Raw genomic sequence first — 22,461 nt, 5'->3', positions numbered from 1 at the left:
TGTACTTTCGAAATTCAGGGTCAAGATATTTAGTACTTCCAAGGGGAACGCGGGACTGAACGGAGCTCGGATCTTGTTGCCTTCGGCATCGGAGAACGAATTGACAAATACAATCTTTTCCGGTTCCTCGATTTCCCGATACTCAAACTTGCCCCACATCTCGATGCCGTCAGGCGTGCGCATACTGTAATGGAATACTCCGCCCGGACGAAAATCAAGCTTGGCCGTCCCCCACTCGAAACCTCTCGGTCCCCACCATTTCTTGAGATGATCGACTTCCGACCAGACTTTGAAGACGAGCTCGCGCGGCGCGTTGAACACCCGGGTGTACACAAATTCGTGGTGGTTTCCAGGTGTTTCCTTGCTTGTAACACTGCTTTCAGTCATGTTCATCATCCATTTTTAGATGATTTTATTGATCCAAGCAGCTCCTGAATAATATGACAGGCCAGCTGGGACTCCGCTAGTCAAACTATTCCTTGTCGCCACCACGGTGATCCGGTTCTTGTAATTGGCGCAAATATGCCTCCAAATTGTCGAATTTTTCTTCCCACATCCGGCGAAACGTTTCCAGCCAATCGTCCAGTTCTTGAAACGGTTGGGCGCGCAGTTTATAAATCCGCTTATTGGCCACCGGCTGCACTTCGACAAGACCGGCTTCGTTGAGAACGCGGAGATGCTTGGAAGTTTGCGGTTGTCCCAGCTGAAGCCGGTCTGCGATTTCTCCGACCGGCAGAGGACCGTCTCGCAACAGTTCAACGATATCTAACCGATTGGGTTCTGCAAGAGCGCTGAAAGTCGATACATTCATAAGTCATTTTGCTCCTCGAGAATTTCATGTCTATAATATAACCGATAAGGAATATTCCTGTCAAGTAATATTTATCGCATCAGTTTGCCGCAAATGTTCCGATAATGATCAGGTGAAAACAAGGAAATTATGACCTTGAAATGGAAGTAGTTATGATCGATCGAAGCATATCGGATAAACATGGAGGAGGCCGAATGAGCAGCGTTCCGTACACCATAACCATCGATAACGTTATGTTTCAATTGCAGGAAGCCTATTCGTTTGCTTGGCTTAAAAGTCTGGGCCGCGTATTCACCGTATTCGACCGGCAGGATTCGGGAAACATCGGTTTCGGAGTGGAGAAGGGAGGCAGGAAGTACTTTGTAAAGTTTGCGGGCTGCAAACCTATAGATTTCGAGGGCGATCCTCAGGAGGCAGTAGACCGATTAAAGCAAGCGATTCCGTTGTACCATGAGTTGAGCCATCCGGCTCTTATTTGATTGGTGTCGCATTTCCCGGTTGAAACCGGTTATGCGGCGGTGTTCGAATGGTTCGACGGCGAGTGTCTGCATTCGCACTGGTCTTTTCCGCCTCCGGCCAAATACGAGCATCCGGATTCCCCATTCTATCGTTACAAGCGACTGCCGATTGAGAAGAGACTGGCATCGCTGGACGCCATTTTTTCGTTTCATGTACATGTGGAATCGAAGGGGTATGTCGCCGTAGATTTTTATGACGGGAGCATTTTGTATGATTTTTCAAACCATGCGACCCGAATATGCGATATCGATTTTTACAGAAAAGCGCCTTCGGTAAACGATATGGGGGATTTCTGGGGATCCAAAAGATTCAAATCGCCTGAGGAGTTTACTTACGGGGCACCGATTGATGCCAGGACCAATGTATTCACGATGGGAGCCATAGCGTTCGGATTGTTGGGAGGGGAGCTTGACCGGTCATTTTCCAAATGGGAGGCCGGACAGGCGCTCTATGATGTCGCGATGCGTGCCGTCCGACCGGACCGGCCATTACGGTATGCCAGTGTGGCCGAATTCAAGGCCGCTTGGGATGCGGCCCGACCGCCTCCTATATGGACATGATGTGCCACCCGGTTTCGCCTTGAAAGTCCGCGCGGGTGAGTGCTTCACCGCTGATATGCCGGCGGTAGGAAGCGATTGTGCCGTCATGGGCAACGACGTACAGACGCGGCTTGTTCAGCGATTGGCACCACCGGACGAATTCGTTTGCCAGAGCATGAAAGGAGTGGTCAGGCAGCGCGTTGATTCCGTACTGCCAAACATGCTCCGCAAAATGTGCTGCATGTTCGAAATGCGGGAACTCGCGACGGATCGTTTCCCCGGAAAGAGACCGATCGCATGGCAGAGCAAACTCGGGGGGCAGCAGGGGAAACATGCGCGGCCCTACGAGCGGATGGACGATTTTCACACAGAGGACGTCTTCGCTCCAGATCGAAGCGGTCTGCAGGGTACGTCTTGTCGGGCTGGCAATGACCGCATCCGCCGAAGTAAGCGAAAGCGTTTCTTTCAGCTTCGCTGCCTGGCCAATGCCTGTTTCGGTTAGAGCCGGATCGGGAATCTGCAAGCTTGCGGGCGGGCGTACCGTATGCTCGCCTTGAGCGTGCCGAATAAAAACGATTTCCATAAAAAGCCCCCTTGCAATCTTGGCTATTTGTAGTGGGAAACGACACAACATGGACACATCATGGCGAGGTCAAATAGCATATGCGTAGCTTCTGGAGCAGTAACATAATCATAACTGAAAAATGAAATGGAAACATGAAAGGATGACACCATGCCTGACGAAATTACGGTCGAATCGTACCAGCCCGAATGGCCCCTCCGGTTTCAACGCATAGCGCAATTGCTGCGAGCGGAGCTCGGGGAAACAGCCGTTCGAATCGATCATATCGGCTCCACATCCGTCCCGGGACTTGCCGCCAAACCGATTATCGACATCCAAATATCGGTGCGATCGTTCGAACCGTTCGAAGCTATTCGGCTTCCTTTGGAACGCTGCGGTTTCCGGTGGAGGTCCGACAATCCGGATTTGACCAAACGATATTTCAGGGAGGGACCCGGAATGGCGAGAACACATATCCACGTAAGAAGAGAAGGGAGTTGGTCCGAGCAACTCGCGCTCTTGTTCCGCGACTATCTGCGTTGCCATGAGGAAGATCGCTTGGCCTATGCCGAGTGCAAGATTCGCCTGGCCGAACGATACAGAGACGATCGCCACGGTTATGTGGAGGCGAAACGGCCATTTATTTGGAGTATGATGCAGAAGGCGGATCAATGGAGCCAAATGGTCGGTTGGATGCCCGGCGAACGGGATGCTTAGCAGGTATCCAAAGAATGGGGAACATATGAATGAGAAACCGCGAGGAGAATTTAAAAAATAGTAGTAGGAACAAAAGTGAGCCATAAATCGGTTTTCATTGATATGCTGCTTAAAAAAGAACAACGAAACGTGCGAATAGTACGACAGGGTGAATCGTGAAACACTTGCATAATCGAATTGAAAAAATTTGACGCAGGCAGGAGGAATCGAGATGAAAATTGCTCGAAGAATTACGCCGTATTTGTGGTTTGAAACGCAAGCAGAAGAGGCGGCCCATTACTACACGACTATTTTCAACAATTCCAGAGTTGGCAGAAAAACGTATTACGGAAAAGACAACCGCAGGTTTCCCGAAGGAACGGTCATGACTGTCGAATTTGAATTGGACGGACAACCTTTCATTGCATTGAACGGCGGACCCCAATATAAATTTACGGAAGCGGTTTCTTTTGTCGTCCAATGCGAAGATCAGGCCGAGATCGACTACTATTGGGACAAGCTGTCGGAAGGCGGAGACGAAAAAGCGCAAGTATGCGGCTGGCTTAAAGACAAATTTGGCGTATCGTGGCAAGTCGTCCCCGCGAATCTTACGGAGATGATCACCGACCCCGATCCGGAGAAGTCGGAAAGAGTGATGAATGCTTTGCTCCGGACGGAGAAGAAAATCAACCTGCAATCTTTGCTCCAGGCCTACGAAGGGCGATCATAGCCAACGATGAGGAGAGGCTGGCATGCCTCCGGCTTTCCGCAAAACCGGCAAATGGCGGCGGCAACCAATAACACGATATCTGCGCCATTTGGCTTTTATCCTTCGGTCATCAGATGTATAATCATGGAAGAAGCTCGGACGACATATGACCCGGCCGAAGATCGGAGCTATCGAAGGTCGGGTCTTATCATGAGTACGTGAAAAGGAGGGGGGAAACGATGAAGCAACTATTTGTATATAACTGGGAAGTAAGAGATGAATGGTTCGAGTTATGTCGTCAACTTCCCCATCGGGAATTAACAAAAGAACGCGCGGGCGGAGTCGGATCAATTTTAAAAACTTTTTTTCATATCACGGATGTCGAATATAGTTGGATAAAAGCATTGCAAGAAGAACCTGTCCCGGACCCTGATTATTCGGATGATCTGGATTTGGAATTCATACGTCAGTTGTCCGATCAATATCGGGGGGAAATAAAGGACTTTTTAGATCATTGGACAGCGGATCTGGAAGAAAGGCAAATCCTCGCACCATGGAGTAAACATACATACACACACGGCGAAATTTTAAGGCATGTCATCGCGCATGAAATTCATCATATGGGACAATTATCCGTTTGGTCAAGGGAGCTCGGATTACAACCGGTCTCCGCCAGCTTTATTGGCAGAGGGATTAAAAACGATTTGTAGGGGCCAACTAAGTTCAATCGCGCTGGGAGAGAGTGGAATGAACGGACGGATTTTTCAATTGTATGATTATCATATTTGGGCGAATGAAAGAATGATGAATCATCTGAAATCATTGCCGGGTGAGATATTATTGAAAGAAGTCGATTTGGGGTTCAAATCCATTGCGGAAGTCATCGGCCATATCGTCTCCGTCGATGAAGTGTGGTTTTCCAGGATCAAGGAGGAACCTTCGGCATCGCTTGCGAACAAGCAATTTTCCAATATCGAGGAAGCCGGCAATTACATGAACAATTTGCAATCGCAAATTCGTGAATATTTATTATCCGTTCATGATATGGAGAAGAGCGTGACCTACACGAACACAGCGGGACAAGAGTTTCGGAATTCCATTGCTGAGATCGTTCAACATGTCGTGAATCATGGAACCTATCATCGGGGCAATATCTCTACGATTCTTAGACACTTAGGCTACTCAGGTATCCAAACCGATTACATTGCCTATTTAAGAAAGTAACTTTGAATCCAGGGGGGGCGCCTATGAGGATTGGTTTCGTCGTCTTTAACGGGATCACGTTTTTAGACTTTATCGGTTTTTATGATGTTGTAAATCGGTTGAATTGGTTTGAAGAGACAAAAGGAACGACGTGGGATATTTGCGGACTTTCGGAAGAAATATCCGATGAATCAGGATTAACGATTAAAGTCAACCGGATTAAGCCCGACCTGTCTGAATATGATTTATTGTTTGTTCCGGGAGGTATGGGAACGCGAAAACTTCGCTTCGATGAGGAATGTATTTCATGGCTGCGGCAAGCCGGTCAAGTCCAATACATCGTATCCGTTTGTACCGGCTCGCTCTTGCTCGGAGCTGCAGGTTTTTTAAAGAACAAGAAAGCAACCACCCATCCTAATGCTTATGAGCTATTAGAACCGTATTGCAAAGAAGTAGTGAAAGCCCGAATCGTTCGAGATGGGAACGTGATAACGGCGGGAGGCGTTTCAACATCCATCGACCTCGCTTTATATATTGTCGAACTTTTGGTAAACAAAGGAGCGGTTGAGATCATTAAGAAGCAAATCGACTATCCCTATGAAAGGCAAGGGATGATTGAGGTGTAGAGACCGATACCCTTGCCGCGATCGACAAGGGATTTTCGCTACGCCAAGCGCTCGGCGGGCAACCTCACGACTCGATCTTCGACGCAAGCCTCACCTTTTTCAATTTTGACAATGGAGGAAAGCGGCCCCGCAGTATGTATCCCGCAGACTCTTTTGGAAGCCGCACAACGGTTTATGCTAATTCACACATACATCCCCATCGCCCCGTTAAGCATGTTTGTCGATTATTTTTGGTATATGGAAGGTTACAACTCTTTTCATACTTGGGAACGCACTTTGCCGGACGGCTCTGCCGATGCGATCTTCGTTCTTCAAGACGAATCCGTCCGCTTGCTTGACCGGAGAGCGGGGCAGATGGAACCGGGGTATTCCGTCCTGTGCGGCCCGCATTCGGATTATTATGCCATTGATACGGCCGGCGAAGCGACAGTCATCGGCATTCATTTCAAGCCCGGAGGAGCCCGTCCGTTTTTGAAAGAACCGCTGCAGGAGCTTCTGAACAGTCATGTGCCGTTGGATGCAGTCTGGGGAGCAAAGGCGGGTTCTCTTCGCGAGGAACTGCTGGCGGCCCAGTCTCCGGAAGGAATGTTCCGGGTGATGGAACGCGGATTGTTGTCCTTCGCGTGTAGGCCTTTAACGATCCATCCGGCTGTCCGATACGCGTTGAATAACTTGCCGGGCCGTCATGTCATGGAAATCGTTGACCGGATCGGACTGAGCCACCGGGCATTCAACCAAATGTTTAAAGAAACGGTCGGCATGACTCCGAAAGTATACAGCCGCATCCTCCGTTTTCAACATGCGCTTGACTGTATCGCACGCAGTGAAAACATCGTCTGGACAGACATTGCCCTCTCTTGCGGTTACTACGATCAAGCTCATTTTATTAAGGACTTTCAGTCTTTTTCCGGCATCAATCCGAGCGATTACCAGGCAGTACCGGGGAGACACCGCAACCATATTGCACTTTAAGCCAAGGTCAAAAATTTACAATATCCGTTCGCGTATCTTCGTTACAATGATTAACGAGTCTGAAATTTGAATAAGCCGGAGGGTCGACCCATGAAACAGTTCGCGCCTGTCGGGTATCAAAGCGTAACGCCTTACTTCATCGTAAGCAATGCGGATCAAATGATCGAATTCCTCGTAACCGCGTTTTATGCGGAGGAACTGAACCGTCATACGGATGAAACCGGCACCGTCACTCACGCTGAAGTTCGTATCGGCGATTCGGTCGTTGAAATTTCGGAGGGGAATGACCGATTTCCGTCTCGCGTCAATACGCTGCATGTATTTGTCGAAAATACGGATGATTGCTTCAAGCGGGCGTTGGACGCCGGTGCCGAAACGCTTTATGAACCATCGGACATGCCGTATGGAGAGCGCAGCGGCGGTATTGTGGACCCGTTCGGCAACCATTGGTATATCGCAACTTTTACCAAAGGGAGCGGTTATTACGGATGAAATGCGCGGATAGGCACTCGCCCCGCCGGTAGTTGAGGCACACACTCTCTTTTGAGTCGCGACTTGCGCGGTGCGGAAGTCCGCGGCCATACTGCGCGATGCGGAAGTCCGCGGCCATACTGTGCGATGCGGAAGTCCGCGGCCATACTGCGTGGTGATTGTTTGCGGTCATGGAACTTTCGCAGTGATTGCTTGTATTCATGGAGCTTTTGAAAGGTGCAAAAGTGCAGGAATTTACGCGCAAACCGAGCACTGGCGGAGAAATTCCTGCGATTATACAGTTTTTTTGCTCGCCACCGCCGATATTTTGGTAGTTCAGGGTAAAAATGATGTATTTTTACAGGAATTTCATCAAAAAAGCGCTTGGCTAAGGAAAAATGATGTAAAAATGCAGGAATCCTGCAACCATGGTTGCCCGCACCGCGCAGTGTGGCCGCGGATCCCGCACCGCGGTGCGGCCGCGGACCCGCACCGTGGTGCGGCCGCGGACCCCGCAGCGCAGGTGCGGCTGCGGCCCCCGCACCGCGCAATGTGGCCGCGGACTTCCGCACCGCGCAGTGTGGCCGCGGACCCCGCACCGCGGTGTGGCTGCGAACTTCCGCAGCGCAGGTGCGGCTGCGGCCCCCGCACCGCGCAATGTGGCCGCGGACTTCCGCACCGCGCAATGCGGCCGCGGACCCCGCAGCGCAGGTGTGGCCGCGGATCCGCACCGCGCAGTGCGGCCGCGGACTCCTGCGCCGGGGTTGCCGCAATCCCGCACGGCGCACCGCTGCCATTCGCAGCAAAGGCTGCCCAGCTGCGATTCCTATAATCCGTGAAACGCGTTGTGCTGCAGAACGTAACGGACGACATACTTCCCGTCTGCTCCGGTAACAGGAGAGAATACGCCTTTCCCGCAAAGCGATTGCAGGGCACGTACGGACGTGCGATAATTAATACCTAAATGTTTTTCCACATCGATCGGACGCAGCGGACGGGCCAGCGCGTAGGCAAGACGGACGATTTCACGCTCCGCCGCGCTTTTCAAATCGGGAGCGGAAAACTGATAGCGGCTAAGCACCAAGCGCAGAAGCGTGATGCATAGATCGGGACGCTGGGCAACATCGTCGTAAGCAAATGAAATCACTTGAAACCCGATCGCTGACAAAAACGTTTCCCGATTCAGTTCGTTGCAATATTTTTGTCTGTCCATATCGCGGACATGAGGTCCGAATCCTTTAATTTCAATGACCAGCTTTACCGTCGGGGTCAGCCAGACGAAATCGCAAAAATAGGAATGCCCCCGCCAATCCAGCACTTCATATTCCGGGTGCAAATCGTCGAAATTTCCGCGGAGAGGCCACCAAACATTGTGGCAAAACAATTTTTCCGCGGTTTGATGTCCCCGTTCCAAACGGCCTTTTCGTTCTCCTTTCCTTTTCTGTAAATGGTATTGAATCCACTGAGCATGCATGTCCTCGAAATTCATCGCCACGATCACCTCCGGGAAATAAAAAACGTCCCGGCTCCATATCGAAAATGGATCGGGACGTGCTTCGTCTTTTTCCATTATATTGGAAAACTGCCCGCCGGACAACCCGCACAGACGATCTTTTTCTTTAGGCCGGGAAGTTCGGGCCCGTGGGGTGATCCGAGCAGCCCTGCCATGCGGCGAGCAGAGCAGTCCGGGGGCGTGCGGCAATTCGAGCAACCCGGCCATACGGCAAGCCGAGCGGTCCGGCTATGCGGCAAGCCGAGCAGCCGCGTTCAATAACGTATAAACCCGGAATTGTATGGAAAAGATGTTCGCAGCCGCAGACGGCGCATGAAATGATGAAACGAATCGGATAAGGGGAGAAGCAGGTTGGATATGTATCGAAATTGGAAAAAGAATCTTACCCTCTTTCTCGCGAGCCAGACGATTTCGCTCTTCGGGTCGTCGCTCGTGCAGTACGCGATTATGTGGTATATCACCTTAAACACGCAGTCGGGCGTTATGATGACGATCTTCATTATTTGCGGCTTTCTGCCGACCTTCTTTCTTTCCCCCTTCGCAGGGGTATGGGCCGACCGCTACAACCGGAAAAAGCTTATTATGATATCCGACTCCTTAATTGCCCTCTCGACGCTTATTTTGGCGATGTTGTTTCTTATCGGTTACGATGCGCTGTGGCTGCTCTTTGTCGTCTCCGCGGTCCGCGCGCTCGGGACCGGCGTTCAGACGCCGGCGGTCGGCGCTTTTCTGCCGCAGCTTGTGCCGGGAGACAAGCTGACCAAAGCGAACGCGACATACGGCAGCCTCCAATCGCTCGTCATGCTGGCGTCGCCGATGCTTAGCGGCGCTTTGATGACGATGGCCCCGATCGAAACCATCTTCTTCATCGACGTCGTGACGGCGGCCATTGCGGTGTCGATCCTGCTTCTGTTTTTGAAGGCGCCAGTTCATGCGAAGGCGCTAGACAAGCAAGAGATCAGCTATTTCGACGATATGCGGAAAGGCTTCGCCTATATTAAAAATCACGATTACGTGAAAACATTTTTTCTGTTTGTCGCCATTTTCATGATACTGGCCGCTCCCGTCGCCTTTCTGACGCCGCTGCAAGTGACGCGCAGCTTCGGCAACGATGTCTGGCGTCTGACAGCCATTGAAATCACGTTCTCGATCGGCATGATGGCCGGAGGCGTCATGATGGCTTCGTGGGGCGGCTTCAAAAACAGAGTTTATACGATGGTGCTGGCGAATCTGGCGATGGGCGTCTGTACCTTTGCGCTCGGCATTATCCCGGTGTTCTGGCTATACCTCGTCGTGATGGGGATGATCGGCATTGCCATGCCGGTCTTTAACACGCCGTCTACCGTTTTGCTTCAGGAGAAGGTGGAGGAAAATTATTTGGGCCGGGTATTTGGCGTGTTCGGAATGATCACAAGCAGCATGATGCCGCTCGGCATGCTGGTGTTCGGACCGATAGCCGATGTCATCGAAATCGAATGGCTGCTGATCGGGACCGGTGTCCTGCTTGTGATCCAAAGCTTGATCATGCTCGGCAACAAAGTGCTCATTAAAGCGGGAAGTCCGCTTCCGCAGGTACAGGCAGAGGCAGAGGAATAAGGGGGGACGAGATCGCCAACATGATCTCCACGTGGCTACTAAGCTTACGCAACATGCCGCGCAGATCGTGCGGCTCGCCTCCGTAAATGCGAATTTTGCGGACTCCCAGTGCTGCAAAGTGTTTTGCGAGAGATAAGCGGCTTGCCCATCGTTCTATAACTAACAGGTATCGAATCAGACTGTTGACGGAAAGTGTCGACAGTCTTTATTTATGTATATGGGGAAGGCTGTACGAAATACGGCTCGAAATTTCACGAAAAAACACGTTGTTTATCAAAAAATGACGGATTGACTATAAGAAATATTGTGGTATGATTTAAAAGTACTATTCCAATTGGAATTATATTATTAAGCATCTAGCGGCCGACTAGACATACTGGAGGCCCCAATTTAGGTGATCGCGATCACCCGAATTGGGGCCTTATTTTTTTTAAGAAAATACCCGACAGGAGGGCAAAGCAGTGTCTGTTTTGACAAAAGATCAATTATCCGAATTGCTCCTCAAATCCAATTTTCATCGATTTTTAAATATTACGGTGGAAAGCATCTCGGAAAATACGATAACGCTGCGCCTGCCTTTCAAAGAAGAATTTTTGGCGGGGGCAAGCGGAACACATATTCATGGCGGCATCATCGCCTCGCTCATCGACATTGCCGGAGACTTCGTATTTGCCGCGATATTGGGTACGGCACTGCCGACCATCAATATGCGGGTCGATTATTTATCCGCCGGGGGCAGAGAGGATTTGATCGCTTCCGCTCATGTCATTAAACTCGGCCGATCGGTAGGCATCAGCGATATTGTCATCGCCAACCCGGAAGGCAAAACGATCGCCATCGGACGGGGGCTGTACAGTACGGCGGCGGCCGGAAAATCATCTCCTCCGGGCGAGGGGAAACAGGGATGAGCTTCGAATTCGATCATCTCATTCATTACGTTCGCGAGCCGAATGAAGCGATCCGTCTGTTGCGCCAGACCGGACTCCATGCAGTCGAAGGCGGACGGCATGAACAACGGGGGACCTACAATGCCCTGTGTTACTTCGATTTAAGCTACATCGAGCTGATCGGCGTCTTTGACAAGCAGCTGGCGGATCGGAACCGGACACCTCACAGCTTGCTTCATACGATCGCCAATGCTTCCTACGCCGAAGGTTTTGTCCGTCTCGCCATTCGGACCAACCGGATCGAAGAGGATGCCGAACGTTACGCGAAACAGGGATTCGAGGTGATCGGGCCGGTGCAGGGCCACCGCAAAAGGCCGGACGGAAGCTCCGTTCGATGGCAGCAGCTGTACTTGGCGCATCCGGATCAGCGGTTTCCGCTGCCCTTCCTCATTCAGTGGGAGGAGAACGATGAGGAACGAAGACATGACCTCGCGAAACGGAATGTCATTTCCCCTCATCCGTCAGGTATCGTCGAGCTTTCCTACGTCGCTCTCGCCGTTCTCGATTTCCAAACGGCGGCGGATTGGTCGCGGTGGTTCGGCCTTGCTTTGGGTGACGTCGTGACGGACGAATCCATTCAAGCCGTGCCGGACGCTGAAGCTGCACGGCGGGAATCTGAAGTTTTGCAAGCCGGCAGGCGCCGGAATCGTATCCGACGCGCTGGCGGAACGCGGGGAAGGCCCGTTTATGGTCGGTTTATCGGGAGGCTTGAAGCGAGAGGAAGCGCATCTTCTCGGCGGACGTTACCGATTCAACATATAAGGCGCACAAAGAAAAGCATACAGATGCAAGGGGAAAGGTGACATTGACATGAAGGCGTCCAATTTCGGATTGCTGATCGATCAGGCTGTCCGGCTCCATCCCGACAAGGCAGCACTCATCTCCGGGGAACAAACTTGGACTTACGCCGAATTGAACGACAGAATGAACAAGGCCGGCAATCTCTTTAAGTCCTTCGGGGTGAAACGAGGAGACCGGGTCGCCGTCTTCTTCGGCAACGACTTGCGTTTTATTGAAATCATTTTCGGAATTATGCGAATCGGGGCCATCCCCGTTCCGGTCAATGTCAAGCTCGGCGACGACCATTTGGCTTACATCATACGAGACTGCGGCGCGGACGCGATCGTCTTTCATGCCTCGTTCGAGGAAAAGAAATCCCGCCTGTACGAAGCCGGACTGCTCAAGCACTATATCGGGGCGGGCAGCACCTCCTTGTTTCCCGCTCATTCGTATGACGAGCTGCTTGCCGATCAGCCTGCCGGGCTGGCTGTGGCGGAAGTGCAAGCGGAAGACGTATGCTACCTTCCTTATACGTCGGGTTCGACCGGAAAACCGAAGGGCTGCATGCTGACCCACGGAGGGCAGTACTGGATTTCCGAAGCGCTGCGGACGGTGCGCAAAGTCAGCCACGAAGACCGGGCGCTGATCGCGGTGCCGCTGTATCATGCCAATGCGATGGTGAACATCCAGATGAGCTTGCGGGCCGGCGCCTCGATCGTCCTATTGCCGGGTGTCGATCCGAAAAACATTCTGGAATCGGTGCAAACGCACGGCTGCACGTTTATGACGGGCGTCCCGGCCATGTACCAGATGATTCTGGCCTATTACAAGGAAAATCCTCATTACGATTTGTCTTCGCTGCGGTTCATTCTTTGCGGTTCGTCGGAGGTTCCTCTCGAGCTGGTGCAGGAATTGGAGAGGAATTTGCGCGTGGACATTCTGGAAAGTTACGGATTAACCGAAGGCGGTCCGGTCGTATTCTCCAGTTCCAGAGGCGCGCATAACCGGCAAGGGTCTCCGGGACACCCGCTTCCGGGTTGCCAGGTGCGGGTCGTAGGGGAAGACGGCGAAGATTTGCCGCCGGGCCAGGTGGGAGAGCTTTGGGTGAAAAGCCCGGGGGTCGCCAAAGGATACTGGAACCTTCCGGAAGTCAATGCCAGCCGGTTTACGCCGGACGGTTGGCTCAAGACAGGGGACCTGGTTCGCCTGGACGAGGAAGGATACGCCTATATCGCCGGACGGAAGGACGACATGATCAACATTGGAGGTGAAAAAGCCTACCCGAAAGAAATTCAGAACCTGTTATTGAAGCACCCGAACATCGCGAATGTCTGTGTCATCGCCAGGGCGCATCCGGTTAAAGGTCAGGTTCCTGTCGCTTTCGTCGTTCCGACTGAAGATTCGGAATTATCTGCGAAAGACGTCCAAGACTACTTCTTTCAGCACGGAGCCGCCTATGCGTATCCGCGCGAAGTTTACTTCCTGGACGAGCTGCCGTTGACGGGTACGGGCAAGGTTGACCGGACCAAATTAACAAGTTTGTTGAACGAAAACGATGCAAACGCAAATTGAGAAAGGGGTATCTTCTTCTATGAAAGCAGCTCTGATTGTAGAGAATGGAGATTTGAACAACGTTGTTATCGGCGAATATCCGAAGCCGGAACCGCAAGCGGGAGAAGTGCTCATTCAGGTCAAAGCTTGCGCGCTCAACCATCTTGACATCTTTGTCCGTCGCGGTATTCCGGGCAGACAATTGAAGCTGCCCCATATTTCGGGCGGAGACGTGGTCGGGATTGTCGCCGAGTTGGGAGAGGGCGTCACGGAAGTACAAGTCGGACAAAGGGTGCTCATCGACCCGAAAATCCCGAAATTCGGAGCGTTGGGCGAAGATCTGCAAGGCGGGTTGGCGGAATATGTGAAAGTGCCGGCCGGCAACTGCATTCCTTTGCCGGACGATATTTCCGACGAGGATGCGGTTGCCCTTCCGATCGCCTACGGTACGGCGTTGCGAATGCTCGTTACGCGCGGAAAGCTGCAGGCGGGCGAAACGATACTCATCCTGGGAGCAAGCGGAGGAGTAGGCAATGCGGCCGTGCTCATCGCCAAATCGATAGGCGCCACGGTCATCGCCGCCGCCGGATCGGACGAGAAGCTGGAGAAATTGAAAGCGCTGGGCGCCGACTATTTGATCAACTACAACAAGGTGAACTTTTCCCATGAAACATGGCATATTACCGGCAAACAAGGGGCTGACGTCATCGTCGATTATTCCGGTAAAGAAACCTGGCCGAAAAGCATTCTCGCATGCAAAAAAGGCGGACGCATCCTGACCTGCGGAGCGACGACCGGGTTCGAAGCGGTAACCGACCTCCGCTATGTCTGGAAACGCGAAATTACGATCATCGGCTCCACCAGCTGGGAGCGCAGCGATCTGCTTACGTTGCTCGATTGGGTCAGAAGCGGCAGATTGAAGCCGGTCATCGATCGCGTCCTTCCGCTGGAAGAAGCGCGCGAAGCTCATCGTTTGATGGAACAGCGGGAGATTTTCGGAAAACTGATCCTGAAACCGTAATCGAATCTATCAAAAATCAAGGAGTCGCAAGCATGAGTGAGCGTGGAATATTGTGGAGAATCGTTGCCGGACAAATACTCTTGCTGGTGCTGTTTCTCGGAACGGTAGAGGTTGTGGTTCAAAAGGGCATCGTCGGCAGACTCTACCTCTCTGCGCCGACTCAGGTGGTCCAGGAACTGGTCAAGCTGCTCCAGCAAAGCGAAACATTCCGAAATCTGTATGTCACGCTGTTGGAATTCGCGCTGGGGTTTGGCCTGTCGGTCGTCTCGGGATTTGGAATCGGGCTGTTTCTGGTGCTGGTGTCCAGAGCGGAACAATTCTTTAATCCGTTCCTGTCCGCGCTGATGGCCATCCCTAAAGTGACGATCGTTCCGCTGCTGACGTTGTGGCTCGGAATCGGCCTCGTTCATAAAGTGGCGGTCGTGTTCTTGTTCTGCATCTTCCCGATTATTTACAACACCGTAGCAGGCATCAAGCAGACGTCGGAAAATTATCTCAAAGTCGCGCGCGTATTCGAGGCCACATCCTATCAGACCGTCACCAAAGTGATCTTGCCGTCGGCCGTACCTTCGATTTTCGCCGGATTGCGGGTTTCGGCCGGGTCCGGCCTGATCGGCGCTTTGTTCGGGGAGATGCTGGCCTCCAAAGAAGGGCTCGGCAACATGCTGGTCCAATCGACATCGCTTTACGACACGGCCCGGGTCTTTGCGCTCATCACCGTCGTGACCGTCGTTTCGATTCTGATTATCGCGTTTATCAATTTGCTCGAGAAAAAAGTGTTTCTGAGATGGAAATCGTCCTGAGGAACCTTCGGAACGTTAAATTTTGCAGACTGGGTGGTTAATGCCATGAAAAAGAGCGGAAAAACCGGACAAGCCCTCTTGCTTGTCATGCTGCTTTTCGTATTCGCGAGCCTGCTTGCGAGCTGCTCGGGCGGCAAACAAACGACGGCGGCGGAAGGGGCGCAGGAAGACGGGCAGCCGAAGCTGGAACCCGGAAGATTGGGGGTCGTATTCCAGGACCCCTCTTTGTATCCTTGGCGTACGGTGTTTGAAAATGTCGAATTAGGATTGGAAATTCGCGGGGTGAAAAAGGCCGACAGAAAGAACACGGTGCAGAAATATTTGACCATGGTCGGACTGGACGGCTTCGAGCACAAATATCCTCACCAGCTTTCCGGAGGGATGAAGCAGCGTGCCGGGCTGGAAGGGCTTTGGCCAACCGTCCGGACGTCCTGCTGATGGATGAGCCGTTCGGCGCGGTCGATCATCTGACCCGGCTGCAGCTCCAGAACGATCTGCTGAACATTTGGAGGCGGAGAAGAAAACCGTTGTGTTTGTCACCCATGATGTGAACGAAGCCGTTTTCCTGGGCGACCGGGTCGTTCTCCTGTCTCCGAGACCCGGGAAGTTGAAGCAAATTTTCAACATTTCGCATCAGCGACCGAGGGAACGCGGTGACGCGGGTTTGCTGAAAATTCAAAACGACATTTATGCGGCCATCTACGAAAACAAAAAGCAGGCCGAACCGGAATATCATTTATAGACAGGAAAAGAAGACCGTCGATCGATGACAGCGCAAGCCGGCACTTTTACGCAGAAACAAGTTTCATTGCCTTCCGGCGTTATGGAATATTGGGAATCCGGCCAGGGCAGTCCCGTTTTGTATTTGCACAGCGCGGGAGGCGTAAGTGTAAATACCGCCTTGGAGAAGCTCGCGGAATCGTATCGCGTGCTCATTCCGGTTTTCCCCGGCTTTGATGACACCCCGGTCTTAGAGCATATCCGCTCGATGCAGGATTTGGCCCGCCTGTCCGCGCAGTTCGTCGTTCATGCGCTGGGGGAACAAAGGCAGGTGGACGTGATCGGCCATTCCTTCGGCGGTTGGGTTGCGGCGTGGCTTTCGGTGCTGCATCCGGAAATCGTCGGCCGCTTGGTTTTAGAAGCCCCCGCAGGCTTTCGTCCAAACGGCCAGGGCGGTCTCGTCGGCGATCCGGAAACCATTCGGCGGAAAATGTTTGCCTATCCGGAACGTGCCGCGCTATCGGAAAAACCGGCGTCCGTCAAAAAAAGGAACAGGGAAATGGTTCACTTCTACCATGAATCCGTCTCGCTGGACGAGGAGTTGTTGTCGCGATCGGGCGAAATTTCGATGCCGACTCTGATTTTGGCCGGTACGGAGGACGGCATCATTCCGGCAGAAGGCTTGCGGATGCTGAAAGCGAAAATCCGGACCTCTTATCTTTTCTACATTTATGATGCCGCCCATCAGATTGAAGTAGATCAGCCCGAACGGTTCGTTCGCGTGGTGAAAGATTTTTTCACTTATGGAGAACTGTTTCTGATTCCACGGAAAGAAGACGAGCAGATATGAAATTTTTATTCTTCCATTTGATGCCGTATTTGGACGCTAACGATTCACCGACCGGCTGGCCGGCGCCCAATAAACAATTTAATCCCGGACTCGGTCACGAATTGTACGATACGTATTTGAAGGAAATCGTTCTGGCAGAGCAGTGCGGCTTCGACTTCCTTGCCGTGAACGAGCATCACATGAGTCCATACAGTCTGATGGCGAACCCGAATCTCATTGCCGGCGCGTTGAGTTACCGGACGCAACATGCGAAACTGGCCGTACTGGGCAACCTGGTCCCGCTGCTCAACCCTGTTCGCGTAGCCGAAGAATATGCTATGCTGGACGTGATGAGCGGCGGACGGCTGATTGCCGGATTGATGCGCGGTATTCCGCATGAGTATATGGCTTACAGCATTCCTCCAGACGAATCGTGGGAACGGTTCAAAGAAGCCTGTGATCTCATTGTCAAATGCTGGACCGAACCCGAACCGTTCGCTTGGGAAGGCAAGTATTATCAGTACCGTGCGGTATCGATTTGGCCGCGTCCGATGCAGCAGCCCCATCCCAACATTCTCCTTTCGGGCGGAAGCATCGAATCCGCCAAATACGCGGCCAAAAAACGGGCGATGATCGGCATTATTCGGGTAAAGTCAATCGACGATGCGAAACGGAATATCCAGGCCTATGTGGACACCGCCCGGGCTGAAGGATGGGAACCGACGCCGGAGCATGTTCTCGTCGGTTTTCATGCCTGCATTGCGGAGACGGATAAAAAAGCCCGCGAATTGCTGGAAGCCGGCGAAAACTATTTTTACCATGTGTTGTCCAAAGCCCAGCACGAAGCCGGCCAGCTCATCCTGCAAAAATCGAAATATGACAACAGCCGAGACAGTCAGCCGCAAAAGGGCCGGTTCAACGAGGTTCAAGCCAAAGCGGGCGAGATGAGCTTTGACGACAGAATACGCAATCATACTCTGATTTGCGGTTCGCCCGAGACGGTAGTCGAGCAGATCAAGTTTTTGCGCAAGGAACTGGGCGCAGGCATATTCAGCCTCAATTTCAAAATCGCCAAAATTCCGCACGAAGATGTGGTCAAAGGGTTGCAATTGTTTCAGGAAAAAGTGCTGCCCCACGTGCGCAATCACTAGTTTCTCTAGTTTCTCTAGTTCATGCAAGGGAGTTGAAGGCCATGAGGAATCACGATTCCCAGTACTACCCGTATCCCTCCCGAAGAACCCCCGTATATGCGAACCGCGGCATGGTCGCCACTTCGCAGCCGCTCGCGGCTCAAGCCGGACTTGCGATATTGCGAAAAGGCGGAAACGCCATCGATGCGGCGATTGCCACGGCCGCCGCTCTAACCGTGGTCGAACCGGGCTCCAACGGGATCGGCGGCGATGCCTTTGCCTTGGTGTGGTACAAGGGCAAACTGCATGGGCTTAATTCGAGCGGCCCCGCTCCCCGCAACCTCTCGATTGAGGCGCTGAAACGGGCGGGAGTGAACGTAATCCCCAAATACGGCTGGATACCGGTGACGGTTCCGGGCACACCGGCCGCATGGGCCGAGCTTTCCAGACGTTTCGGCAAGCTGCCGCTCACAGAGGTGTTGGCTCCCGCTATCGAGTACGCCGATCGAGGCTATCCGATTTCAGCGGGAAACTACTGGGGGCGGGCATACGAAATTTTCAAAACCGGGCTGGTCGGCGAACCGTTTCACGAATGGTTCCATACGTTCACGCATAACGGCAACGTACCGAAGATCGGCGAGTTGTTCCGCTTGCCGGATCATGCCAAAACGCTTACGTCCATCGCCGAGACGAATGCGGAAGCTTTCTATCGCGGCGAGCTGGCCGAGCGAATCGACCGTTTGTCGCGACAATACGGAGGCTTTTTGCGCAAAGAGGATCTGGAAGCGTTCCGGCCGGAATGGGTCGAACCGATCAGCGTCAATTACCGCGGGTATGACATTTGGGAAATCCCTCCGAACGGGCAAGGGCTCGTTACCCTTATCGCGCTGAACATCTTGAAGGGCTTCGACTTTGCCGAAAGAGACACGGTGGACACGTATCACAAGCAGCTGGAAGCGATGAAATTGGCATTTGCGGACGGGCAGAAGTATATCGCCGATCCGGCCCGGTCGCATGTACCGATTCAGGCATTGCTGTCCGACTCTTATGCGGAACAACGGAGACGGCTGATCGGACGCAGCGCCCTGGAGCCCGCGCCGGGCGAGCCCCCGCAAGGAGGGACCGTCTACTTGTGCACGGCCGATGCGGACGGTCATATGGTTTCGTTCATTCAGAGCAATTACATGGGATTCGGTTCGGGACTGGTGGTGCCGGGTACGGGCATCGCGCTGCATAACCGCGGTCACAACTTCTCCCTTGATCCGTCGCACGCCAATCGACTGGAGCCGGGCAAAAAGCCTTACCATACGATCATTCCGGGTTTCATTACCCATAAGGATCGTCCTGTTGGTCCTTTTGGCGTGATGGGCGGGTTCATGCAGCCGCAAGGGCATGTGCAGGTGGTGATGAACCTGCTGGATTTCGGCCTGAATCCGCAGGCCGCTCTTGATGCGCCAAGGTGGCAATGGTTGAAGGGCAAGACGGTGGAGTTCGAGCATCAGACGCCGGCCCATCTCGTGCAAGCGTTGGCTCGCAGAGGCCATGACGCCCAATGGGCGTTGAATTCCACGACGTTCGGACGCGGACAGATCATATGGAGACTGGAGAACGGGGTGCTTGTGGGCGGCACGGAACCCCGGACAGACGGACAGGTCGCCGCGTGGTAAACGCGTTTCGCCCGCAATAGATCGATAACGAGGTGAACTATGATTTTCTCCCTTCCATCCCATCAGCGGATTCAAGAAATCGCTTCGTCGGAAGCCGATTACATGCTTGATCGCATGACAGCTATTCGGAGCAGACCTCATAATCCCGAAGGAATTGAAATCGAGCGGTTCGGAAATGCCTTATGTTTATACAGCAGGACTATGCCATGGGCCACCTTCAATACGGTCAAAGGAATAACAAGCACCGATATCGAATACATGGACCGGATCATCGATTTTTACCGCACGAGAGACCGGAAAGCCCAGTTTGAAATCGTCCCCTCGTTGGCAGATCAGCAAGTGCTGCAGCGCTTGTCGGATCGCGGATTTTATCAGTCCGGATTCCATACTTCCCTCTATATCGAACCGACAGAATTCCAAGACGACGACCGGGAACAGATCAGAATTGAAGAGCTTCGGGAAGATCAATTTCAGCTCTATGCGACTATTCATTGCAGAGGCACCGGATTATCGGACGATGGAATCCCCTATGTCGCGGCGAATAACGAAGTGTTGTACAACCGGCCCGGCTGGAAGTTTTTTATCGCTTACATGAATGACGAACCGGCGGCGGTGGCGGTCATATATAGGAAGGATGGCATCGCTTCCTTGACATTTGCCGCAACATTGCCGGAGTTTCGAAATCAGGGATTGCATCAAATGCTGTTGAAAAGAAGAATCGCGGAAGCCGCGCATCGCCATTGCAGACTGGCTGTAAGCCAATGTGCTTTTTTATCGCAAAGTCATCGGAATATGGAACGGATCGGAATGAAAATCGGATACGTCCGAACAACGTGGACCGAAAGATAAGGGAGGCGGAAATGTCCAAATCGACGAACATGCTGTCCATTTTGTGGATGCTTCGGGCGGGCAGACGAATGACGGCCCAACACCATTCATCATCGCGGCCAAATGACGGTACTGCGGGTGCCCGATATGATGGGCCCGGCCTACGAGGATTGGATCGAGAAGGGCGAGGCGCCGCGCGCTTGAGCCTCAATGAAGCGATGCGCTCATTCACGCGTTTAACCTGCCATGAGGCGGCCTGCCGGGATTGCGCCAGTCGCACAACTCGAGCCTTTCTCGCCCTATTTATAGCGAGCTAATAAGTTCATTATGACGCCTCCTTCTGTTTATGTTCCTGGCATGAAAGCCGGTCCGGGACCATATTTATGGTACAGGCAAAGAATGCTGGCACTATTTTAAAAAACGAAGGAGGTATTTCATGGTGTACGCGTCACCAGGTCAACCGGGGTCGAAAGTTGTATTCAAACACCGGTATGAGAACTATATTGGAGGAAGGTGGGTTCCGCCGATTGACGGGGAATATTTTGAAAACGTCTCCCCGGTGAACAACAGGGTGTTCTGCGAAGTTCCCCGCTCCAATGCGAAAGACATCGAGTTTGCGCTTGATGCTGCGCATGATGCCAAAACGGCCTGGGGCCGCACGTCTCCTGCCGAGCGCGCCAATATTTTGAACAAGATCGCCGACCGCATTGAAGCCAATCTGGAATTGCTGGCCGTCGCCGAGACGTGGGAAAACGGCAAGCCAATTCGCGAAACGCTGAACGCCGATCTGCCGCTCGCGATTGACCATTTCCGCTATTTCGCCGGAGCGGTACGGGCGCAGGAAGGATCGATCAGCATTATCGACGACGATACGGTCGCATACCATTTCCATGAGCCGCTCGGCGTTGTGGGTCAGATTATCCCGTGGAATTTCCCGCTCTTGATGGCTACCTGGAAGCTGGCGCCCGCGTTGGCTGCCGGAAACTGCGTCGTTTTGAAGCCGGCGGAGCAGACGCCGTCCACCATTCTCGTTTTAATGGAGCTGATCGAAGACTTGCTGCCGCCCGGCGTTGTCAACATTGTCAACGGTTTTGGGCTCGAGGCTGGCAAGCCGCTCGCTTCGAGCAGCCGGATCGCGAAGATCGCCTTTACCGGCGAAACGACCACGGGCCGTCTGATCATGCAGTATGCATCGCAAAATTTGATCCCGGTGACCCTGGAACTGGGTGGAAAATCGCCGAACCTTTTCTTTGAAGACGTGCTCCGCGAAGACGATGCTTTCCTGGATAAAGCGCTTGAAGGTTTCGTTATGTTCGCGCTGAACCAGGGTGAAGTGTGTACGTGTCCGTCCCGGGCGTTGATCCAAGAGTCGATTTACGACGAGTTCATGGAGCGTGCGCTGAAACGCGTTGCCGCGATTAAACAAGGAAATCCGCTTGATCCGTCGACGATGATCGGAGCGCAAGTGTCGACAGAACAGATGGAAAAAATCCTTAGCTACATCGACATTGGCAAGCAGGAAGGCGCGCAAGTGCTGGCCGGCGGCGCCAGAGCCGAACTGGGTGGCGATATCGCCGATGGGTATTACATTCAGCCGACGGTACTCCTCGGCAACAACAAAATGCGCGTCTTTCAGGAAGAAATATTTGGTCCGGTCGTAGCTGTCACCACGTTCAAGACACAAGAAGAAGCACTGGCGATTGCGAACGATACGCTCTATGGTCTTGGAGCCGGCGTGTGGACCCGAGATGCGAATACGGCTTACCGTGTAGGTCGTCAAATCGAGGCCGGACGTATCTGGACGAACTGTTATCATGCCTATCCTGCGCACGCAGCATTTGGCGGCTACAAAATGTCCGGCGTCGGACGCGAGAACCACAAAATGATGCTGGCCCATTACCAGCAAACGAAAAACTTGCTGGTCAGCTACAGTCAGAACGCTCTCGGCTTCTTCTAAATTGCGGGGCA

General features: G+C 52.8%; 24 protein-coding genes and 1 pseudogene. 21 read left to right on the top strand and 4 right to left on the bottom strand.

The features are described 5' to 3' along the window. Nucleotides 1-387, bottom strand: a 387-nt coding sequence (locus tag ABEV74_RS05795; RefSeq protein WP_430144238.1) for an SRPBCC family protein, incomplete at its 3' end; no start/stop codon positions are given. An 85-nt stretch (nt 388-472) separates the two neighbouring features. Continuing rightward, nucleotides 473-811: an ArsR/SmtB family transcription factor gene (locus ABEV74_RS05790; protein ID WP_430144235.1), complete on the bottom strand. Its 339-nt coding sequence runs from the start codon at nt 809-811 to the stop codon at nt 473-475. A gap of 194 nt (nt 812-1,005) precedes the next feature. Here ABEV74_RS05790 and ABEV74_RS05785 point away from each other — a divergent pair. Beyond that, nucleotides 1,006-1,890: pseudogene (locus ABEV74_RS05785) on the top strand (serine/threonine-protein kinase). On the opposite strand, the gene ABEV74_RS05780 reads toward ABEV74_RS05785, so the two are convergent. Beyond that, nucleotides 1,877-2,452, bottom strand: a complete 576-nt coding sequence (locus ABEV74_RS05780; protein WP_430144232.1) for a histidine phosphatase family protein — start codon at nt 2,450-2,452, stop codon at nt 1,877-1,879. The pseudogene ABEV74_RS05785 and the gene ABEV74_RS05780 overlap by 14 nt on opposite strands. Before the next feature lie 150 nt (nt 2,453-2,602). Between ABEV74_RS05780 and ABEV74_RS05775 the strand changes: the two genes are divergently transcribed. From ABEV74_RS05775 to ABEV74_RS05745, 7 genes are all read left to right on the top strand, one after another. Next, the gene (locus ABEV74_RS05775; protein ID WP_430144229.1) at nt 2,603-3,148 is read left to right on the top strand and encodes a GrpB family protein; all 546 of its coding nucleotides are present in this window, start codon (nt 2,603-2,605) and stop codon (nt 3,146-3,148) included. A 211-nt stretch (nt 3,149-3,359) separates the two neighbouring features. Continuing rightward, complete coding sequence (locus tag ABEV74_RS05770) at nt 3,360-3,857, top strand: VOC family protein (RefSeq protein WP_430144226.1); 498 nt, start codon at nt 3,360-3,362, stop codon at nt 3,855-3,857. A 218-nt stretch (nt 3,858-4,075) separates the two neighbouring features. Then, nucleotides 4,076-4,546 carry a DinB family protein gene (locus tag ABEV74_RS05765; protein ID WP_430144223.1) on the top strand — a complete coding sequence of 157 codons (471 nt, stop codon included), beginning with the start codon at nt 4,076-4,078 and terminating at the stop codon, nt 4,544-4,546. Nucleotides 4,547-4,583: 37 nt separating this feature from the next. Beyond that, complete coding sequence (locus ABEV74_RS05760; RefSeq protein ID WP_430144220.1) at nt 4,584-5,060, top strand: DinB family protein; 477 nt, start codon at nt 4,584-4,586, stop codon at nt 5,058-5,060. Between the two features lie 23 nt (nt 5,061-5,083). Beyond that, nucleotides 5,084-5,665, top strand: coding sequence for a DJ-1/PfpI family protein (locus tag ABEV74_RS05755; RefSeq protein ID WP_213529590.1), 582 nt, complete (start codon nt 5,084-5,086; stop codon nt 5,663-5,665). Nucleotides 5,666-5,776: 111 nt separating this feature from the next. Then, nucleotides 5,777-6,637, top strand: a complete 861-nt coding sequence (locus ABEV74_RS05750) for a DUF6597 domain-containing transcriptional factor (protein ID WP_430144217.1) — start codon at nt 5,777-5,779, stop codon at nt 6,635-6,637. A gap of 90 nt (nt 6,638-6,727) precedes the next feature. Continuing rightward, complete coding sequence (locus ABEV74_RS05745) at nt 6,728-7,129, top strand: VOC family protein (RefSeq protein WP_430144214.1); 402 nt, start codon at nt 6,728-6,730, stop codon at nt 7,127-7,129. An 805-nt stretch (nt 7,130-7,934) separates the two neighbouring features. On the opposite strand, the gene ABEV74_RS05740 is transcribed toward ABEV74_RS05745, so the two are convergent. Then, a complete protein-coding gene (locus ABEV74_RS05740; protein WP_430144211.1) occupies nt 7,935-8,828 on the bottom strand; it encodes a DUF559 domain-containing protein in 894 nt (297 codons plus the stop codon). Between the two features lie 150 nt (nt 8,829-8,978). Between ABEV74_RS05740 and ABEV74_RS05735 the strand changes: the two genes are divergently transcribed. The 13 genes from ABEV74_RS05735 to adh all read left to right on the top strand — a co-directional run bounded on the left by ABEV74_RS05735 (nt 8,979) and on the right by adh (nt 22,450). Then, the gene (locus ABEV74_RS05735) at nt 8,979-10,217 is read left to right on the top strand and encodes an MFS transporter (protein WP_430144208.1); all 1,239 of its coding nucleotides are present in this window, start codon (nt 8,979-8,981) and stop codon (nt 10,215-10,217) included. 461 nt (nt 10,218-10,678) lie between these two features. Continuing rightward, on the top strand, nt 10,679-11,125 hold the full coding sequence (locus ABEV74_RS05730; RefSeq protein ID WP_062493872.1) for a PaaI family thioesterase: 447 nt from the start codon (nt 10,679-10,681) through the stop codon (nt 11,123-11,125). Beyond that, nucleotides 11,122-11,967 (top strand): VOC family protein, encoded by an 846-nt coding sequence (locus ABEV74_RS05725; protein ID WP_430144205.1) that lies wholly within the window; start codon nt 11,122-11,124, stop codon nt 11,965-11,967. Before ABEV74_RS05730 ends, ABEV74_RS05725 begins: the two co-directional genes overlap by 4 nt. A gap of 7 nt (nt 11,968-11,974) precedes the next feature. Next, nucleotides 11,975-13,516: a class I adenylate-forming enzyme family protein gene (locus ABEV74_RS05720; RefSeq protein ID WP_430144202.1), complete on the top strand. Its 1,542-nt coding sequence runs from the start codon at nt 11,975-11,977 to the stop codon at nt 13,514-13,516. 19 nt (nt 13,517-13,535) lie between these two features. Continuing rightward, nucleotides 13,536-14,516, top strand: coding sequence for a zinc-binding dehydrogenase (locus tag ABEV74_RS05715; RefSeq protein WP_430144199.1), 981 nt, complete (start codon nt 13,536-13,538; stop codon nt 14,514-14,516). Nucleotides 14,517-14,548: 32 nt separating this feature from the next. After that, nucleotides 14,549-15,319 carry an ABC transporter permease gene (locus ABEV74_RS05710; RefSeq protein ID WP_062493863.1) on the top strand — a complete coding sequence of 257 codons (771 nt, stop codon included), beginning with the start codon at nt 14,549-14,551 and terminating at the stop codon, nt 15,317-15,319. A gap of 45 nt (nt 15,320-15,364) precedes the next feature. Then, nucleotides 15,365-15,757, top strand: coding sequence for an ATP-binding cassette domain-containing protein (locus ABEV74_RS05705; RefSeq protein ID WP_430144196.1), 393 nt, complete (start codon nt 15,365-15,367; stop codon nt 15,755-15,757). Further along, a complete protein-coding gene (locus ABEV74_RS05700; RefSeq protein WP_430144193.1) occupies nt 15,730-15,870 on the top strand; it encodes a hypothetical protein in 141 nt (46 codons plus the stop codon). Before ABEV74_RS05705 ends, ABEV74_RS05700 begins: the two co-directional genes overlap by 28 nt. A 215-nt stretch (nt 15,871-16,085) precedes the next feature. Further along, a complete protein-coding gene (locus ABEV74_RS05695) occupies nt 16,086-16,889 on the top strand; it encodes an alpha/beta fold hydrolase (RefSeq protein ID WP_430144190.1) in 804 nt (267 codons plus the stop codon). Next, on the top strand, nt 16,886-18,019 hold the full coding sequence (locus tag ABEV74_RS05690; protein WP_430144187.1) for an LLM class flavin-dependent oxidoreductase: 1,134 nt from the start codon (nt 16,886-16,888) through the stop codon (nt 18,017-18,019). The genes ABEV74_RS05695 and ABEV74_RS05690 overlap by 4 nt, the downstream gene beginning before the upstream one ends. A 41-nt stretch (nt 18,020-18,060) precedes the next feature. Continuing rightward, nucleotides 18,061-19,665 (top strand): gamma-glutamyltransferase family protein, encoded by a 1,605-nt coding sequence (locus tag ABEV74_RS05685; RefSeq protein WP_430144185.1) that lies wholly within the window; start codon nt 18,061-18,063, stop codon nt 19,663-19,665. Nucleotides 19,666-19,866: 201 nt separating this feature from the next. Continuing rightward, the gene (locus ABEV74_RS05680; RefSeq protein WP_430144182.1) at nt 19,867-20,514 is read left to right on the top strand and encodes a GNAT family N-acetyltransferase; all 648 of its coding nucleotides are present in this window, start codon (nt 19,867-19,869) and stop codon (nt 20,512-20,514) included. Between the two features lie 415 nt (nt 20,515-20,929). Then, on the top strand, nt 20,930-22,450 hold the full coding sequence (adh, locus tag ABEV74_RS05675; RefSeq protein ID WP_430144179.1) for an aldehyde dehydrogenase: 1,521 nt from the start codon (nt 20,930-20,932) through the stop codon (nt 22,448-22,450). Nucleotides 22,451-22,461 lie beyond the last annotated feature (11 nt).

The organism is Paenibacillus cisolokensis (assembly GCF_050481165.1).
Classification (GTDB): domain Bacteria; phylum Bacillota; class Bacilli; order Paenibacillales; family Paenibacillaceae; genus Paenibacillus_AH; species Paenibacillus_AH cisolokensis.
Note: the sequence above shows the minus strand (reverse complement) of the source record. Positions and strands in the feature narration are given on the sequence as shown.

Excerpts from the sequence above, each read along its gene's own strand:
- ABEV74_RS05790 (WP_430144235.1), bottom strand. The coding sequence starts at position 811 with ATGAATGTATCGACTTTCAGCGCTCTTGCAGAACCCAATCGGTTAGAT.
- ABEV74_RS05780 (WP_430144232.1), bottom strand. The coding sequence starts at position 2,452 with ATGGAAATCGTTTTTATTCGGCACGCTCAAGGCGAGCATACGGTACGC.
- ABEV74_RS05775 (WP_430144229.1), top strand. The coding sequence starts at position 2,603 with ATGCCTGACGAAATTACGGTCGAATCGTACCAGCCCGAATGGCCCCTC.
- ABEV74_RS05770 (WP_430144226.1), top strand. The coding sequence starts at position 3,360 with ATGAAAATTGCTCGAAGAATTACGCCGTATTTGTGGTTTGAAACGCAA.
- ABEV74_RS05765 (WP_430144223.1), top strand. The coding sequence starts at position 4,076 with ATGAAGCAACTATTTGTATATAACTGGGAAGTAAGAGATGAATGGTTC.
- ABEV74_RS05760 (WP_430144220.1), top strand. The coding sequence starts at position 4,584 with ATGAACGGACGGATTTTTCAATTGTATGATTATCATATTTGGGCGAAT.
- ABEV74_RS05755 (WP_213529590.1), top strand. The coding sequence starts at position 5,084 with ATGAGGATTGGTTTCGTCGTCTTTAACGGGATCACGTTTTTAGACTTT.
- ABEV74_RS05750 (WP_430144217.1), top strand. The coding sequence starts at position 5,777 with ATGGAGGAAAGCGGCCCCGCAGTATGTATCCCGCAGACTCTTTTGGAA.
- ABEV74_RS05745 (WP_430144214.1), top strand. The coding sequence starts at position 6,728 with ATGAAACAGTTCGCGCCTGTCGGGTATCAAAGCGTAACGCCTTACTTC.
- ABEV74_RS05740 (WP_430144211.1), bottom strand. The coding sequence starts at position 8,828 with ATGGCCGGGTTGCTCGAATTGCCGCACGCCCCCGGACTGCTCTGCTCG.
- ABEV74_RS05735 (WP_430144208.1), top strand. The coding sequence starts at position 8,979 with ATGTATCGAAATTGGAAAAAGAATCTTACCCTCTTTCTCGCGAGCCAG.
- ABEV74_RS05725 (WP_430144205.1), top strand. The coding sequence starts at position 11,122 with ATGAGCTTCGAATTCGATCATCTCATTCATTACGTTCGCGAGCCGAAT.
- ABEV74_RS05720 (WP_430144202.1), top strand. The coding sequence starts at position 11,975 with ATGAAGGCGTCCAATTTCGGATTGCTGATCGATCAGGCTGTCCGGCTC.
- ABEV74_RS05715 (WP_430144199.1), top strand. The coding sequence starts at position 13,536 with ATGAAAGCAGCTCTGATTGTAGAGAATGGAGATTTGAACAACGTTGTT.
- ABEV74_RS05710 (WP_062493863.1), top strand. The coding sequence starts at position 14,549 with ATGAGTGAGCGTGGAATATTGTGGAGAATCGTTGCCGGACAAATACTC.
- ABEV74_RS05705 (WP_430144196.1), top strand. The coding sequence starts at position 15,365 with ATGAAAAAGAGCGGAAAAACCGGACAAGCCCTCTTGCTTGTCATGCTG.
- ABEV74_RS05695 (WP_430144190.1), top strand. The coding sequence starts at position 16,086 with ATGACAGCGCAAGCCGGCACTTTTACGCAGAAACAAGTTTCATTGCCT.
- ABEV74_RS05690 (WP_430144187.1), top strand. The coding sequence starts at position 16,886 with ATGAAATTTTTATTCTTCCATTTGATGCCGTATTTGGACGCTAACGAT.
- ABEV74_RS05685 (WP_430144185.1), top strand. The coding sequence starts at position 18,061 with ATGAGGAATCACGATTCCCAGTACTACCCGTATCCCTCCCGAAGAACC.
- ABEV74_RS05680 (WP_430144182.1), top strand. The coding sequence starts at position 19,867 with ATGCCATGGGCCACCTTCAATACGGTCAAAGGAATAACAAGCACCGAT.
- adh (WP_430144179.1), top strand. The coding sequence starts at position 20,930 with ATGGTGTACGCGTCACCAGGTCAACCGGGGTCGAAAGTTGTATTCAAA.